This is a genomic window from Gordonia rhizosphera NBRC 16068 (assembly GCF_000298195.1).
Taxonomy (GTDB): domain Bacteria; phylum Actinomycetota; class Actinomycetes; order Mycobacteriales; family Mycobacteriaceae; genus Gordonia; species Gordonia rhizosphera.
Genome location: NZ_BAHC01000225.1, coordinates 1 through 14,606 on the forward strand (window position 1 = coordinate 1; position 14,606 = coordinate 14,606).

Annotated in this window: 14 protein-coding genes; 6 read left to right on the forward strand and 8 right to left on the reverse strand. The window is 68.0% G+C overall.

The window, feature by feature from the left end; translation table 11 throughout:
• Positions 1-1,152, forward strand: a 1,152-nt coding sequence (locus GORHZ_RS26755) for an HNH endonuclease signature motif containing protein (protein WP_006338740.1), incomplete at its 5' end; no start/stop codon positions are given.
• A 69-nt stretch (positions 1,153-1,221) separates the two neighbouring features.
• Here GORHZ_RS26755 and GORHZ_RS26760 read toward each other — a convergent pair.
• From GORHZ_RS26760 to GORHZ_RS26775, 4 genes are all read right to left on the reverse strand, one after another.
• The gene (locus tag GORHZ_RS26760; RefSeq protein WP_040533715.1) at positions 1,222-1,872 is read right to left on the reverse strand and encodes an SIMPL domain-containing protein; all 651 of its coding nucleotides are present in this window, start codon (positions 1,870-1,872) and stop codon (positions 1,222-1,224) included.
• 55 nt (positions 1,873-1,927) lie between these two features.
• Positions 1,928-2,584, reverse strand: a complete 657-nt coding sequence (locus GORHZ_RS26765) for a GNAT family N-acetyltransferase (protein WP_040533718.1) — start codon at positions 2,582-2,584, stop codon at positions 1,928-1,930.
• A 22-nt stretch (positions 2,585-2,606) separates the two neighbouring features.
• Complete coding sequence (glp, locus tag GORHZ_RS26770; protein ID WP_006338748.1) at positions 2,607-3,911, reverse strand: molybdotransferase-like divisome protein Glp; 1,305 nt, start codon at positions 3,909-3,911, stop codon at positions 2,607-2,609.
• A 118-nt stretch (positions 3,912-4,029) separates the two neighbouring features.
• Positions 4,030-4,986, reverse strand: a complete 957-nt coding sequence (locus GORHZ_RS26775; RefSeq protein ID WP_006338749.1) for a UTP--glucose-1-phosphate uridylyltransferase — start codon at positions 4,984-4,986, stop codon at positions 4,030-4,032.
• Positions 4,987-5,093: 107 nt separating this feature from the next.
• On the opposite strand from GORHZ_RS26775, the gene GORHZ_RS26780 reads away from it, so the two are divergent.
• On the forward strand, positions 5,094-5,675 hold the full coding sequence (locus tag GORHZ_RS26780) for a 5-formyltetrahydrofolate cyclo-ligase (RefSeq protein ID WP_040533726.1): 582 nt from the start codon (positions 5,094-5,096) through the stop codon (positions 5,673-5,675).
• 28 nt (positions 5,676-5,703) lie between these two features.
• Here GORHZ_RS26780 and GORHZ_RS30430 read toward each other — a convergent pair whose 3' ends face one another.
• On the reverse strand, positions 5,704-6,024 hold the full coding sequence (locus GORHZ_RS30430; protein WP_174347278.1) for an FmdB family zinc ribbon protein: 321 nt from the start codon (positions 6,022-6,024) through the stop codon (positions 5,704-5,706).
• 208 nt (positions 6,025-6,232) lie between these two features.
• On the opposite strand from GORHZ_RS30430, the gene GORHZ_RS26785 reads away from it, so the two are divergent.
• Positions 6,233-7,780: an alanine/glycine:cation symporter family protein gene (locus GORHZ_RS26785; RefSeq protein WP_006338752.1), complete on the forward strand. Its 1,548-nt coding sequence runs from the start codon at positions 6,233-6,235 to the stop codon at positions 7,778-7,780.
• A 104-nt stretch (positions 7,781-7,884) separates the two neighbouring features.
• On the opposite strand, the gene nhaA is transcribed toward GORHZ_RS26785, so the two are convergent.
• A complete protein-coding gene (nhaA, locus tag GORHZ_RS26790) occupies positions 7,885-9,141 on the reverse strand; it encodes a Na+/H+ antiporter NhaA (protein ID WP_006338753.1) in 1,257 nt (418 codons plus the stop codon).
• A gap of 276 nt (positions 9,142-9,417) precedes the next feature.
• Between nhaA and GORHZ_RS26795 the strand changes: the two genes are divergently transcribed.
• The 3 genes from GORHZ_RS26795 (at position 9,418) to GORHZ_RS32035 (ending at position 11,426) form a co-directional block, all read left to right on the forward strand.
• The gene (locus tag GORHZ_RS26795; protein WP_006338755.1) at positions 9,418-10,116 is read left to right on the forward strand and encodes an SAF domain-containing protein; all 699 of its coding nucleotides are present in this window, start codon (positions 9,418-9,420) and stop codon (positions 10,114-10,116) included.
• 191 nt (positions 10,117-10,307) lie between these two features.
• Positions 10,308-11,018, forward strand: a complete 711-nt coding sequence (mscL, locus tag GORHZ_RS26800) for a large conductance mechanosensitive channel protein MscL (protein ID WP_006338757.1) — start codon at positions 10,308-10,310, stop codon at positions 11,016-11,018.
• Between the two features lie 273 nt (positions 11,019-11,291).
• Positions 11,292-11,426, forward strand: a complete 135-nt coding sequence (locus GORHZ_RS32035) for a hypothetical protein (protein ID WP_280986597.1) — start codon at positions 11,292-11,294, stop codon at positions 11,424-11,426.
• A 464-nt stretch (positions 11,427-11,890) separates the two neighbouring features.
• Here the strand turns inward: GORHZ_RS32035 and GORHZ_RS26805 are convergent, their stop codons facing one another.
• Both GORHZ_RS26805 and GORHZ_RS26810 read right to left on the reverse strand, forming a co-directional pair.
• Positions 11,891-13,732, reverse strand: a complete 1,842-nt coding sequence (locus tag GORHZ_RS26805; protein WP_006338758.1) for an ABC transporter ATP-binding protein — start codon at positions 13,730-13,732, stop codon at positions 11,891-11,893.
• A 143-nt stretch (positions 13,733-13,875) separates the two neighbouring features.
• Complete coding sequence (locus GORHZ_RS26810; protein WP_006338760.1) at positions 13,876-14,538, reverse strand: MspA family porin; 663 nt, start codon at positions 14,536-14,538, stop codon at positions 13,876-13,878.
• Between the last annotated feature and the right edge of the window lie 68 nt (positions 14,539-14,606).

The following is a 14,606-nucleotide window of genomic DNA, read 5'->3' on the forward strand; positions in this document are numbered from 1 at the left end:
AGCGTGGCCCACGATCGACGGGTGGCTGCCGAGGCGACGCTGGCCGACCTGGCCCGTCGACACACGCCCGCCGAGATCACCAGCCTGGGTGCGCGCCTGCTCGCACACCTCGACCCGGATGGCGAAATCACCGACGACAAAGACCGTGCCCGGCAGCGCAAGCTTTCGGTCACCGGTCAAGGTGTCGACCAGATGTCGAAGTTGACCGGTCATCTGGATCCGGAGACCCGCGGTCTGCTCGACGTGATGCTCGCCGCCTGGGCCAAGCCAGGGATGAACAATCCCGGCGATTCCGAATCCCCTTCGGGGGCGGTCGACGACGCTGATCCGGACGTGCTGAAAGCGGCGGTCTGCCGGGACGACCGTACCCAACCGCAGCGGAACCACGACGCGCTGAAGGCGCTCCTCACAGCGGTTCTGACCGATGGAATGCTGGGTAAGACCAATCGCGGGTTGCCCATCCAGCTGATCATCAAAGCCGATCTCGGCGACCTCATTCGCGAGGCGGGATTCGGTATCACCGCCGGCGGCACACAGTTGCCGATGTCGGATGTCATCCGTCTGGCCGCGCATGCGCAACCGTGGCTGGCGGTCTTCAAGGACTCCTCCGCGATCCCGCTCTTCTTCGGACAGGGCAAGCGGTTCGCGACCACACCGCAACGGCTGGCCTCCTTCGCGCGTCCCGACGGCCACTTCTGCTCGGCCCCCGGATGTGATCAGCCGGCCACACACGTGGAGATGCATCACTCCCGGCTCGACTTCGCCAAGGGTGGCAAGACCGATATCGTCGACCTGGCGCCGGCATGCCCCAAACACAACCGGATGGTCAACGATGAGGTCGGCGGGTTCACGACCGGGGTCCACGACATCGGACCCGACGCCGGGCGCACCTGGTGGCGGCGGAACAGCGCACCCGGCGCCCCACTCAACGCCGCTCGGGTACACCGACTCCCCGACGTCGAAGCACTCTTCGACGACAACCTCACCAGAGCGCGCACCGACATCCACGGTCCACCCGGGCCAGCAGGAACCGAACACACCGAAACCGGCACCGGTGCTGCACGCCCACGATTCCAGTGCACCCAGTCCATTCGCCCACCGCTCTCACTCGTTGAAGCGCGACTGGCCACCCAGCTCGCACTCGGGCGATGAGCCCTGCCCGCCGGTCAGATCCTGCCGCCAGCAGAACCGTTCTGCCCAAGACCCTGCTCAGGCGTGCGGTCAGTCGGCGACGAATTGGGCGTCGACCGCGACGGCGATCTCGATGTCCTCGGCACGCAGATCCAGGGCGGGCCCGCCCGCGGAACCCTCGGCGGCCATCGCCCGCACCATCGGCACCGGCCGCCGGTCGCCCGTCATCCCCGGGTCCGACAATCGGGTGGCCACTACCGGCCCGCGCCCGACCGCGTCGGCGTAGGCCTGCGCCTTGGCGACCGCATCGTCGACTGCGGCTCTGCGCAGGTCACGTTGATAGGTCCGGCGGTTCTCGTCGAGCACGTCCCAGTCGACTCCGCCGACCTCGATCCCGTCGCTCGACGCCCACCGGTCGATGAACGCCGACAACGCCTCGAAGTCGACGAACTCGGCGTCCACACGGACCCGGGTCACATAGACCGGCTCCAGGCGACGCCCCTTCGGCCCGTAGGGGCGCTGACTGTAAACCCGCACCGAATCGCTCGCCCAGTGCGCCACCGCGCCGCCCTCGGCCAGGTCGGTCAGGGCAGCCGACACCGATGCGTGCACCTCGATCGCCTGGGTGTAGACGGACTGTCGGTCGGGTCCCTCCACCTGGACCGTGAGGTGGACGATCGCCCGCTCGGGCCGGAACTGCCGACTCGCGACACCCCGGACGACGATCTCCAACGGACCCATGCGCCAGAGAATACGGGGCGACGCCGGCACTCAGTCGGATTCAGCGCTGAGGCGCTCAGTGAAACGACGCCCGCCCCGACCGCACCAGGGTGGCGGCGGCGCTGCCGACGACCTCCTCGGACGTGAGGGCGAAGAGGATGTGGTCCCGCCAGCTGCGGTTGACGTCCATATAGCGTTCGAGCAGCCCCTCACGCCGAAACCCGACCTTGGTCAGCACCGCCTGCGACGCGGCGTTGGCCGGTTGCACGGTGGCGTCGAGGCGATGCAAGCCGACCGGGCCGAAGCAGTGGTCCACGCCCAGGGCGACCGCGGCGGTGGCGATCCCCTGCCCGACGTGCCCCGCGTCGACCCAGTAGCCGATCCAGGCGCTGCGCACGGCACCGCGCTGGATGTTGCCGACGGTCAGCTGGCCGGTGTAGTCGCCGTCGACCTCGATCACGAACGGCAGGACCGTGCCCCTTTTGGCCTCCGACCGCAACACCGAGTACAGCGGCGGCCACGCGCTGGGGTGATGGCGTTCGGCCCAGGTACCCGCACCTGTGGGTTCCCACGGCAGCAGGGTGTTCTGATTGCGGATGCGCAGTTCACTCCACGACCGCGCATCGCGCAGCCGCACGGGCCGCAACGTCACCGCGCCGGCCCGGGTGTGCAGCGGTCCCAGGGTCGCGGGCCAGCCGGGATTGATCTGCGCCCCGGTCAACCACCTCAACACGTATGTGAGTCTAGTAACACGACTATCCGCGCTGGGCAAGGAATGCCACGTCGACCTCGTCGCCGGTGCCGAGCTCCTCGACGTCGGGTTCGACGATGATCAGGCAGTTCGCCTCGGCGAGTTCGGCGAGGAGGTGCGAACTGCCCGTCGGCGACGCCCCGATCACCTGCACGAGGTACTCCCCGGATCGTTCGTCGCGCATGAGCTGCCCGCGCAGATACCCCTTGCGTCCCGGCGCCGACGCGATCGGCCCGATGGTGCGCGCCTTGATGACCCGCCGCATCGGCTGCCGCTTGCCGAGCGCGATCCTGATGAGCGGACGCACCATCACCTCGAAGGTGACCAGCGCGCTGACCGGGTTGGCGGGCAGCAGGAATGTCGGCACCTCGTCACGGCCGAGGCGGCCGAAACCCTGCACGGAACCCGGATGCATCGCCACCCGCACGATCTCCAGCTCACCGAGATCTCCGAGCGCTTCGGCGATGGCCTTGGACGCGGCACCGCCGACGGCCCCGCAGATCACCACGATCTCCGACCGGATCAGTTGCGCCTCAACGACTTCGCGCATCCGAGAGGTCTCCCGCTCAGCGATGCCGACCCGGTTCACGTCGGCGCCGGCATCGCGTGCGGCCGCGGCGAGCGCGTAGCTGTTGACGTCGTAGATCTGGCCCGGCCCGGGTGAGCGGTCGATGTCGACGAGTTCGCTGCCGATCGAGATCACCGACAGCCGCGGACGCGGATGCACCAGCACACGGGACTGTCCGACCGCGGCCAGCAGACCGACCTGCGCCGGTCCGATGATCGAGCCCGCCCGGACCGCGACGTCGCCGGGCTGTACGTCGTCGCCGATGCGACGGACATACGCGCCGGACTCCACCGCCTGACCGATCCGAACCTTCGAATCGCCACCGTCGGTCCAGCGCAACGGCACCACGGCGTCGGCCAGCGTGGGCATCGGCGCACCGGTCTCCACGCGGACCGCCTGTCTCGGCTGCAGCCGCGTGGGTGTCCGTGCGCCCGGCGCCACCTCCCCCACGACGGGAAGTTGCACGACCATCGGCTCGCCCGCCTCGAGGTCGACGAGATCGGCGCCGCCGGCATCGTAGTTCTCCAGGTCGTCGGGAGCGATCGTCCCGGCCAGGTCGACGTCGACGGCGCGCACCGCATACCCGTCGATGGCGGCCTGATCGAATCCCGGCATCGGCTGCTCGGTCACGACCTCCTCGGCGCACATGAGTCCCTGGGATTCGGAGATCGCAACGCGAACCGGCCGCGGCGCAACCGCCGCGGCCGTCACCCGGGTCAGATGATCTTCAACCGAACGCATCTCACCTCTTGCCCCATCTCGGCCACGTCTGTGCGCTCCTCGCGCGTCCACTAGACGTTAGTCGCAGTGGTTCGCCGGGTGGCCGAGGCGCGCGGGCATCGGGGCGCCCCGGAGTGTCTCAGCCCTCGGCGAGCCTCTTCTCCAGCCACTCACGCAGCTCCGGGCCGTAGTCGTCGCGGTCGAGCGCGAAGTCGACCGCCGCCTTGAGATATCCGCCGGGATTGCCCAGGTCGTGGCGGGTGCCGCGGTGGACGACTACGTGCACCGGCTCCCCCTCCGCGATCAACAGCGCAATGGCGTCGGTCAGCTGCAGCTCCCCGCCGGCCCCGGGTTCGATCCGGCGCAGGGCATCGAAGATCTTGCGGTCGAGGATGTAACGTCCGGCCGCCGCAAGATTCGACGGCGCATCCTCGGGTTTCGGCTTCTCGACCATGCCCTTGAGGCGCATGACGTTGGGATTGTGGGCGTCGGGCAACTCCTCCACATCGAAGACACCGTAGGCACTGATCCGGTCTTCGGGCACCTCGATCGCGCACAGCACCGACCCGCCACGCCGCTGCCGGGTGCGCGCCATCACCTCGAGGACCCCGCCGGGCAGAACCAGGTCGTCGGGCAACAGGACGGCGATGGCGTCCTCGTCGTCGTCGAGGTACTTCTCCACACACCCGACGGCGTGGCCGAGGCCCAGCGGCTTGTCCTGCACCACCGACGCGACCTCCAGCAACGACGGGGCCTTACGTACCTTCGCCAGCATCGCCTCTTTACCGCGCTTGGCGAGGGTGTTCTCGAGCACCAGGTCCTCGACGAAGTGCGCTACGACGCCGTCCTTGCCCGGTGAGGTGACGATCAGCAGCCGCTCGGCACCCGCGGCCTTCGCCTCCTCGGCGACGAGTTCGATGCCGGGGGTGTCCACCACCGGCAGCAACTCCTTGGGCACCGTCTTGGTGGCGGGCAGGAATCGGGTACCCAGCCCCGCGGCCGGGACCACGGCGGTCCGCGGGATGGGCGGGGTATCGGGGACGGACTCGTATTCGGAGAACGCGCCGGCGGCCTTGCTCACGTCGCTGTGGGTCATGGGCACCAGCCTAATGTCGATCTCTGCGAGGATCCTGTCGAGAAGACTTCACAATGCTGGATGAGGCGGCTTTCGGACGCCGCCCGAGACGACAGAAGGCGGTCGGGGTGCAGATCACGAAGGATCGGCTGCGTGCCGAGTTGGAGAAGCGTCGCTCGTCGAGGTCAGCCGACGAGCGCGACAGGGTTGCCGCCGACCTGGCGGGCTGGATGTACTCGGCGCCGTTTCGCCTCGAGTACGACGTGACAGTGGCCGCGTACGTGCCGTTCGGGACCGAGCCGGGGTCGATCGCCCAGCTCGATGCGCTGGCCGATCGCGGGGTGATTCTGCTGCTGCCGGTGGTGCCCGCCGGCCCGCCCGGGCCGCTGGACTGGGTCCGGTACGACGGCCCGTCGTCGCTGATCGAGGGCCGATGGGGCCTGCTGGAGCCCAAGGGTGACGGCCTCGGCACCGACGCGGTGCAGGCGGCGTCGGTGATCTTCGTGCCGGCCTACGCGGTCGACAAGACCGGCATCCGGCTCGGCCGCGGTGCCGGCTATTACGATCGCACCCTCACCAGCGCCGATGCCGACCTGGTGGCGGTGGTCTACGACGACGAGGTGCTCGACGAGCCGCTACCCGCGGACCCGCACGACGTGCGAATGGGCTGGGTACTGACCCCTGACGGCGGCTTCCGCGAGCTGGGCTGACCTGCTGATTCGCTCTGCGAGAGGTCGGTCAGGCCGGGGTGGCCGCGGTCGACTTGTCCGACGAGGACTTCGACGACGAGGACTTCGACTCCGACGACGACTTCGACTCGGTGGACGAGCTCGAACTCGACGAGCTGTCCGACGAGGAGCTCTCCGACGAGACGCTGGAACCGCTGCGCGAATCGGTGCGGTAGAAGCCGCTGCCCTTGAACACGATGCCGACGGAGTTGAACAGCTTGCGCAACCGGCCGGTGCACTGCGGGCACTCGGTCAGCGCATCGTCGGAGAACGACTGCACGACGTCGAACTTGTTGTCACACTCCGTGCACGCATACGAGTAAGTGGGCACCGTAACCTCCGAATGTGTAGTGATCGTTGCACATTCTAACCGAAGTTGGCACTCCGGCATTCCGAGTGCCAACCGCAGGGTTCCCATTCAACCTGCGGTCATGAATCCGCCATGGTTTGGTAAAGAGGCGCGCGGGGCCCACGCCCGGTCAACGGCGACCTCGTCCGCCGCGTGTATGCCAATTCACTGATCCCCCGGAGTACACCCCATGTCCGATTTTCTCAGTGACGTCAACGGCTACATCTGGAGCAATGCGCTCGTGTTCCTGTGTCTGGCCGCCGGCGTCTTCTTCTCCATCCGCACCCGATTGGTTCAGGTCAGGATGTTCGTCGAGATGATCCGCCTGATGTTCAAGGGCGAGAGGTCCCCGTCGGGGGTGTCTTCCTTCCAGGCGTTGAGTATTTCGCTGGCCGGACGCGTCGGCACCGGCAACATCGCCGGTGTGGCGACGGCGATCGCCTTCGGCGGTCCCGGCGCCCTGTTCTGGATGTGGGTGGTCGCCTTCCTCGGCGCGTCCACCTCCTACGTCGAGTGCACACTCGGCCAGATCTACAAGGGGCATGACCCGATCACCGGAGAGTACCGGGGCGGTCCGGCCTACTACTTCAGCCGAGCCTTCGCGCACACCAAGGCGGCACCGTTCTTCCGGGTCTACGGCCTGATCTTCGCCGCCGTCACCGTGCTGGCGTGCGGTCTGCTGCTGCCGAGCGTGCAGTCGAACTCGATGGCCGTGGCGCTCAACAACGCCTGGGGTCTGTCGGAGTGGGTCGTCGCGGTGGCCTCGGTGATCGTGCTCGCCTTCGTCATCATCGGCGGCGTCAAGCGCATCGCGAACTTCGCCTCGATCGTGGTGCCGTTCATGGCGATCGTCTACATCGGCCTCGCACTCATCATCGTGGTGACGAACGCCTCGGCGGTACCTGAGGTCTTCCGAGTCGTCTTCTCGAGCGCCTTCGGCATCGACTCCGCCTTCGGTGCCATCATCGGCACGGCCATCATGTGGGGCGTCAAGCGCGGCATCTACTCCAACGAGGCCGGCCAGGGCACCGGCCCGCACGCCGCCGCGGCGGCCGAGGTGTCGCATCCGACCAAGCAGGGCCTCGTGCAGGCCTTCGCGGTCTACATCGACACCCTGTTCGTCTGCTCCGCGACCGGATTCCTGATCCTGTCGACCGGCGCCTACCGCGTCTTCGAGGGTGAATCGTCCAGCGGCGCCATCCTCGCCGACGGCGGCGCACTGCCGGCCGACGTCGAGGTCGGACCCACCTTCGTGCAGACCGGTTTCGACACGCTGTGGAGCGGCGCCGGGTCGTCGTTCGTCGCGATCTCGCTGCTGTTCTTCTGCCTCACCACGATCATCGCGTACTACTACATGGCCGAGACCAACCTGCGGTTCCTGATGGGCAAGTCCGCGACGCTCTACATCAAGCCGCTGCGCAGCACGCTCGGCTCCAACATCACCATGCTGCTGCAGACGCTGATCCTGGTCTCGGTGGTCATCGGCGCGGTGTCCACGGCCACCGATGCGTGGACGCTCGGCGACATCGGTGTCGGTCTCATGGCGTGGCTCAACATCGTCGGCATCATCATCCTGCAGCAACCTGCGTTCGCCGCCCTGCGCGACTACGAACGCCAGAAGAAGCAGGGCATCGACCCGATCTTCGACCCGATCGCACTGGGTATCCCCAACGCGACGTTCTGGGAACTTCGCGATCCCAAGACGGGCAAGGAGCGCGAACCGGTCGGCAGCGTTTAGCCGATCGATCGATCCCGACGTAAAAGGAAGTCCGGCGCCGAGCGTTCCGCGGAACGCTCGGCGCCGGACTTTCCGCTACTGGCGGGAGCACTGACGACGCGTCGTCAGTCCCCGATCCGGGCGATGTCGACGTCGACCACGCCGTCGCGGTTCATGTCCCGGTCGCGCAGCTTGTGTGCGTCCCAGCGCAGCAGCGCGGCCGCGCACATGGCCGCGACGACGCTGCCGGCCAGCACCGCCGCCTTGGCCGGCGAGGTGTGCTCCTCCCCGCTGCCCTTGAAGGACAGTTCGGCGATGAGCAGCGACACCGTGAAGCCCACACCGGTCAACATGCCGATGGGCAGCAGGTCGCGCAGACCGATGGCGTCGGGCAACCGCAGGGGTGTCACCCGGGTCATGATCGTGGTCGCGCCGAGCACACCGATCACCTTGCCCACGGTCAGGCCGGCGAAGACCCCGATGGACACCGGCTCCAGGATCGGGGAGTCGCCCCCGATGACCGCGACGCCGGCCGACAGGAACGCGAAGATCGGCAACGCGATCGCCGACGATATGGGCCGTACCGCGTCGTCGCACTGATGTGTGCGGCTCGAGGACTCGCCGTGGACCAGCAGTGCCGGAACGGTGAAACCGAGCAGGACGCCCGCCACCGTCGCATGCACACCCGACGCGTGCATGAGCCCCCAGGCCAGCACCGCGACGGGGATCAGCACGATGGGGATGAGCGGCTTCCACTGCGGCTTGGGCAAGCGAACCAGCACCCCGAAGACGGCGATGACCGCGAGCGCCGCCCCGAGCATCGCGAAGTCGATCTCCTCGGTGTAGACGGTGGCGATCACGATGATGCCGAGCAGATCGTCGACCACGGCGAGGGTCAGCAGGAAGGTTCGCAGCGCCATCGGCAGGCCACGACCGAAGATCGCGAGCACCGCCAGCGCGAAGGCGATGTCGGTGGCGGTCGGGATGGCCCACCCCTTCAGCGCGCTGGGCTCGGCGGACGCAACGATCGCCACGTAGCACAGAGCAGGGACGATCATGCCGCCGATGGCGGCGGCGATCGGCACACCGGCCAACTTCAGATCCCGGAGACTTCCGGCCACGAACTCCTGCTTGAGTTCCACACCGACGACGAAGAAGAAGATCGCCAACAGTCCGTCGGCCGCCCATTCGGCCAGCGACAGATGCAGATGCAGCGCCTCGGGACCGAACTCGAACGACGTCAGGGACTCGTAGGCATCCTGCCACGGGGAGTTCGCCCAGACCACGGCGAGCACCGCGGCGACGAGCAGCAGCGCCCCGCTCGTCTTGTCCAGGGCTACCCAGCGTTTGAATTGGATTCGGCTGTCAGAGGTTTGCGTCACGTTCTGTCTCCTCGGACGTCGGGTCACGGATGAACGGTCGCCAAACGGCGATCCCCACCTCCCCGGCGGGGGCCGACCAGACTTCCCGGCACGCCTGCGCCCTATCTTGCCCGATGGGACGCGGGCGTGCCCAATCGTGGCGACCGCAGCAGGCACGGTGACACGCCACGACCAGCGGCGACGCGGTTGTCCACAGCCCCCATCGCCCGAACTCGTTGTCCACAGATCGTCCGCGGCCGGCGACGCACCGCACGAGCACGATTACCGTCACCGGACATGCACCTGTTGACCCGCGACGCGTTGTCGCCACGCCTCGTCGACCGCGTCCGCCATGCGATGCGGCCCGGGTGGGCGCGTTCGGTCGTCGTGCGGCGCACGGTGTCCGCGGTGCTGGTGATCGCCGCCGTCGTCGTGACCGTCGCCGGTCATCGCAGCGCCCAGGGGCGTGCCGTGGTGGTTGCGGCCCACGACCTGCTGCCCGGACACGCCCTCGTCGGCGACGACGTCACGGTCCGCGAGGTGCCGGGCGCGCTGGTACCCCACGGGGCGTTGCGTCTGACCGCCGACGGTCTGGGACGTACCGTTGCCGGACGGGTCAACGCGGGCGAGATCCTCACCGACGCCCGGCTGCTCTCCTCTCGCCTGCCCCGCGGTCTCACCGGCCGCGACGATGCCCGCCTGGTCCCCGTTCGGCTGGCCGACGAGTCGGTGACATCGCTGCTCCGAGAGGGTGACGTGGTCGACGTTCTCAGTGCCGACGACGCGCACGATGACGGGGACGACGATTCGGGCGCGTCGACGGCGGTGCTGGCGACCGGAGCGGTGGTCGCCCTCACCGCCACCGCCGCCGACGGCGAGGTGCTCACCGGTCGGGGCACCCGATCGCGTCCGGTGTTGCTCGCCATGGACGAGGCCGCCGCCCACCGGGTCGCGCGGGCGGGTCTCGACGCGTCGCTCGCGGTGGTCGTGCACTAGTGGCGTGTCTCAGCCGGTCCGCCGCCGACGGCGCGAATGCACGCTGTTTCAGCAGAACAACCGGACCCTCGTTTACGATCCTGGATAGGGTTTCGAGTCCGGGACGGTCGCATCCGAACTCACGGGGTCTTCCCGCGCCCAAGCGAATTACCTGAAACAAGAGCGGGAAACCAAGGAGAGGACCGCACACCGTGCTCAAGGGATTCAGAGATTTCATACTCCGGGGCAATGTCGTCGAGTTGGCCACCGCGGTCATCATCGGAGCGGCCTTCACCGCGATCGTCACGGCCTTCACCGAGAAGATCATCCAGCCGCTCATCAACGCGATCCCCATCGGATCGGATGCAGCCGAGGGTCTGGGATTCCAGGTCACCGACAATCCGTCGACGTTTGTCGACATCGGTGCGCTGATCACGGCGATCATCAACTTCCTGATCGTCGCCGCGGTGGTCTACTTCATCATCATCGTGCCGTACAACAGGCTCGCCGAACTCGGCGGATTCGGCAAGAAGGCCGAGGTCAGCGAGGTGTCGCTGCTGACCGAGATCCGCGATCTCCTCGATCCCGAGGGTAGGTCGAAGGCGAAAGAGGAAGCCGAGAAGGATCTTCCGGCGCATCTACGCGAACCCGCCGAAACCCCGCCGGGCAGCGGTGATCCCGGTCTCACCCAACGCCTCACCACGCCTCCGCCCGCCGACACCTATCAGATGGGCCAGCGCCCGCCGTCGGCCCCGCCGAGCGGTGGTGCGCCCTACGCCACACCGCAGCCGGCGCCGGGCTCCTATCCCCCGCCCGGCAACTATCCGCCCGGGTCGTATCCACCCGGCGGCAGCTACCCGCCCCCCGGTCAGTACCCGGGCGAGTATCCGCCATCGGACAGCCCCGGACGCCATTCGCGCTGACCTGACGCCACCTCGCGGGCCGTGCTCCACACCGGAGTGCGGCCCGCGGTCGTGTTGTCGCGCTGGGTCCGCTGTCGCGCGGGCCTCAATTGCCGCTGCCCGCTACCTGTTACACATCGTCCAACCCGCTGAATCGTCGGATGCGTTGCGCTCCCAGACGATTGCCAGCATGGCAGGCAGCCAACCGCAAGGTTGGCTCCCTACTGTCGGCGAAGTCGGCGGGACGATCCCCGCTCGATACGTAGAACGAATGACACACGGAGGTCGAAGACTATGCCGAACAACACGCCGAACACGCGCAACCAGAACAACAACCGCCAGACCCCGAAGCGCAGGAAGAGCACGCCGCAGGCCCGTCAGCAGCGCCCGCGCAGCTTCTTCGGCCTCCCGTTCTTCTTCGGGAGCTGAACACCGCTCTGCGGACAGACCACAGGACACGGGCCCGGTACACCGGGCCCGTGTCCTGTCCGTATTCCGGCGTGCCACACCGGCTCTTGTAGTGCGTGGCGCAGATCACCATCGGCGCGCGTTGAGGCACCGACCCCCGTTTGTTAGCCTCCCTCAGAACACCGGGCTCGCACCCGCGAGTCCACATCGGCCCCGCGTGCGCGTCACCGGTGGCCACAGAGGATCAGGGAGGAATCCAATGCCAGGACCACGTCGTCGCCCCCCGGTGCCACCCCACGGTGGCCCGAAGCCCAAGCACAAGCACAAGCACCACCCGGGGCGCGGACCCAAGCCGTTCCATCCGCGGTTCCCGTGGTTGTTCTTCGGTAGCTGACACCGGCTTCGTCGAACGGACGTCAGAGGGCCCGTCACTCCTTCGGGAGTGGCGGGCCCTCTGAGCTTTCCCGGGGTAGGGGTCTCGCCGATCAGGCCGACGACGCGCCGCGCACGAGCCGGCCGTGCGACACCGTGAGGGTGTAGTCGGCGACCGCGGCCACCTCGGGATCGTGGGTGATCAGCAGAGTGGTGCGGGTTCGCGCGAGCCGCACCAGCGGGGTGAGTACCCGGGCGGTGGTCGACGCGTCGAGGCCGGTGGTCGGCTCGTCGAGGATCAGCAGGGGCGTGCTGCGAAGGTAGGCCCGCGCCAACCCGATTCGCTGCCGCTGTCCCCCGGACAGGTTCGCGCCACCGTCGCGCAGGATCGTGTCGAACCCCTCGGGCAGGTCGGCGATGAAACCGGTCGCGTCGGCGGCGGTCGCGGCGGCGACCACCTCGTCGTCCGACGCCGCGGGGCTGCCGTAGCGGATGTTGTCGGCGACCGAGCCGTGGAAGATCGCCAGCCGCTGCGGCAGCAATGCCATGCGATCGCGCAAGTCGCGCAACGGTATCGACGTGGTGTCGACACCGTCGAGCCGGATCACCCCGGACGTCGGATCGTAGAAGCGCAGCAGCAGCCACATCAGCGTGCTCTTGCCGGCGCCGCTGTCGCCGAGCAGCGCCACGAAGTCGCAGGGTTCGATGGTCACCGAGGCATGGTCGAGGACGGGGCGGCCGTCGGCGTCGGGGTAGGTGAAACCGACATCGTCGAATTCGACCCGCGCGGGTGCCGACTGCCCGGGCCGCATGTCTCGCGCAGGTATGGGTGTGGTCTCGTCACGCAGGACGTAGTCGGTCGCGAGTGCGACTTTTTCGGCCTCCTCGGCGTCGTCGGGATCGCAGACGCCGACCGGCGCGTCGAGGATCTCGGCGACGCGCTCGGCGCTCGCGGTCGCCGACGTCACCTGCACCGCGAGTGCGCCGAGTTCCTGGATCTGCGGGTACATGTACCCGAGATATCCGGTCAGCGCGATCAGGGTGCCGATAGTTGCCATCCCCTCGGAGATCTGCCACGCGCCGACGACGATCACCGCCATCACACAGAGCATCTCGACCACGGCGACGGTCTCGGAGAACGCGGCGTCGGCGCGGATCTCGGAGATCCGGGCGGCGCGCCAGATCCGGGCCTCACGCAGCACCCGTCGCCGATCCTTGTCGGCCTGATTGTCGGCCTGGATCGAGATCGCGTGGGTGATGCCCTCCTGAATGCGGGACGTGATGCGGCCGTTGGAAGCCCGCTCACGGCGCGCGGCGCGTTTGACCACCTCCCCGAACCGCTGCGAGACGACCCACAGCAGCGGCGCGAGGACGAAGGCGACCAGCGCGAGTTGCCAGCTCGTGACGAACGCGGCGATCGCGTAGATGACGGCGCTCCCGATGGCTACGGCGGCCTGTACGACCCCCGAGGACACCAGGTATTCGATCTCGTCGACGTCGCCGCTGTGGCGAGCGATGAGGTCGCCGGTCTCGAATCGTCGACGGGTGTGTGGTGCGAGCCGTTGGGTGTGGGCGTAGAGGCGATCCCGTAGCCGGAGCAGGATCCGCTCGGTGACGGTACCCCCGAGGATCGCGGCCGTATAGGAGAGCGCGGACCCGATCAGGGTGACCGCGACCCAGATCCCCAGCGGAACCCAGAGCGCGGACAGGTCGCCGGTCACCAGCACCGTGTCGGTGATGTGAGCGAACAGCGCCACGGTGACGACGCTGGTGCCGACCTGGAGGAAGTACAGCAGCACTGTCAGGACCAGCTTCCACCATTGTCCGTGCATCACCGGCGCGAACCGGCGGATCGCCGAGAGCACGTTCAGCCTGGGCGGACGCTCCTCGACGATGCCTCGCTGATCGGCATCCTCGTCGAGCTCGAGATCCCGATCATCGGTCACCCGCACCACGGCACACTCCTCTCGCCGCCGGCCACCTGTCAGCGGCCCTCAGCGACTCTAGTGCCGACCGGGTCCCGAGCCGAAACAGCGACGGGGCGGGATCGGATGGACCGATCCCGCCCCGTGCGGGGTGTTCAGTTGTGAACCGCAGATCAGCCGAGGCTGAACGGCTTACCGTAGAGGACCACGAGGCCCTTGACGGCGTCGGTATTGACGGTGGCCGTCACCTTGGCCTTGGCCTCGGCGAAGCCGGCGCACTCGTTGACCTGGTAGGTCTCCTGGCTGTAGGCCACACCGCCGCTGCTACCCGTGAAGGTGTAGGAGTTGACCGGGTCGTCGTCGGTGTCCTCCTCCTGGATAAGCGGAACATATCCGGCCTGCCCCGGGCCGAGCGTGAAGCTGCCACCGACACTCGGCCCGCCGTAGTTGCTGCTCCAGGTCACATCGCCCGGCGTGTCGCTACTCCAGCCAAGGCCGGCGCCCGCAGAGCCTCCGTAGCCGATGTGGACCTGACAGCCGACGATGTAGCCGGCGGAGATGGTGCCACCCTTGGCCGCGCCGCCGACGGTCACCTTGACCTTGCCGGACGCCCAGACCTGACGGTTGGTCACCGAGTTGACGATCGCCCGGTTGACGGTGACGCTCTCGTCGTACAGCGTGACGGTGACGGGGGTGCCGTCGACCAGGGTCTTGGTCACAGTGCCGCCGGGCAGCGGACCGGCCGCGGCGCCACCGGCACCGAGGCTGGTCAGGCCCATCACGGCGGCACCGGCGAGGCCGACGCCGGCGGCCACGCGAGTGTTGATCTTCTTCATGATTCCCCTTCGTGGAAAGTAGTTCTGCTCGTGAGCAGATAAGTCTCAGAGATGCTGGTTATCTGCTG

Excerpts from the sequence above, each read along its gene's own strand:
- GORHZ_RS26775 (WP_006338749.1), bottom strand. The coding sequence starts at position 4,986 with ATGACCCACAGCGACGTGAGCAAGGCCGCCGGCGCGTTCTCCGAATAC.
- glp (WP_006338748.1), bottom strand. The coding sequence starts at position 3,911 with ATGCGTTCGGTTGAAGATCATCTGACCCGGGTGACGGCCGCGGCGGTT.
- GORHZ_RS26760 (WP_040533715.1), bottom strand. The coding sequence starts at position 1,872 with ATGGGTCCGTTGGAGATCGTCGTCCGGGGTGTCGCGAGTCGGCAGTTC.
- GORHZ_RS26785 (WP_006338752.1), top strand. The coding sequence starts at position 6,233 with ATGTCCGATTTTCTCAGTGACGTCAACGGCTACATCTGGAGCAATGCG.
- GORHZ_RS32035 (WP_280986597.1), top strand. The coding sequence starts at position 11,292 with ATGCCGAACAACACGCCGAACACGCGCAACCAGAACAACAACCGCCAG.
- GORHZ_RS26810 (WP_006338760.1), bottom strand. The coding sequence starts at position 14,538 with ATGAAGAAGATCAACACTCGCGTGGCCGCCGGCGTCGGCCTCGCCGGT.
- GORHZ_RS26795 (WP_006338755.1), top strand. The coding sequence starts at position 9,418 with ATGCACCTGTTGACCCGCGACGCGTTGTCGCCACGCCTCGTCGACCGC.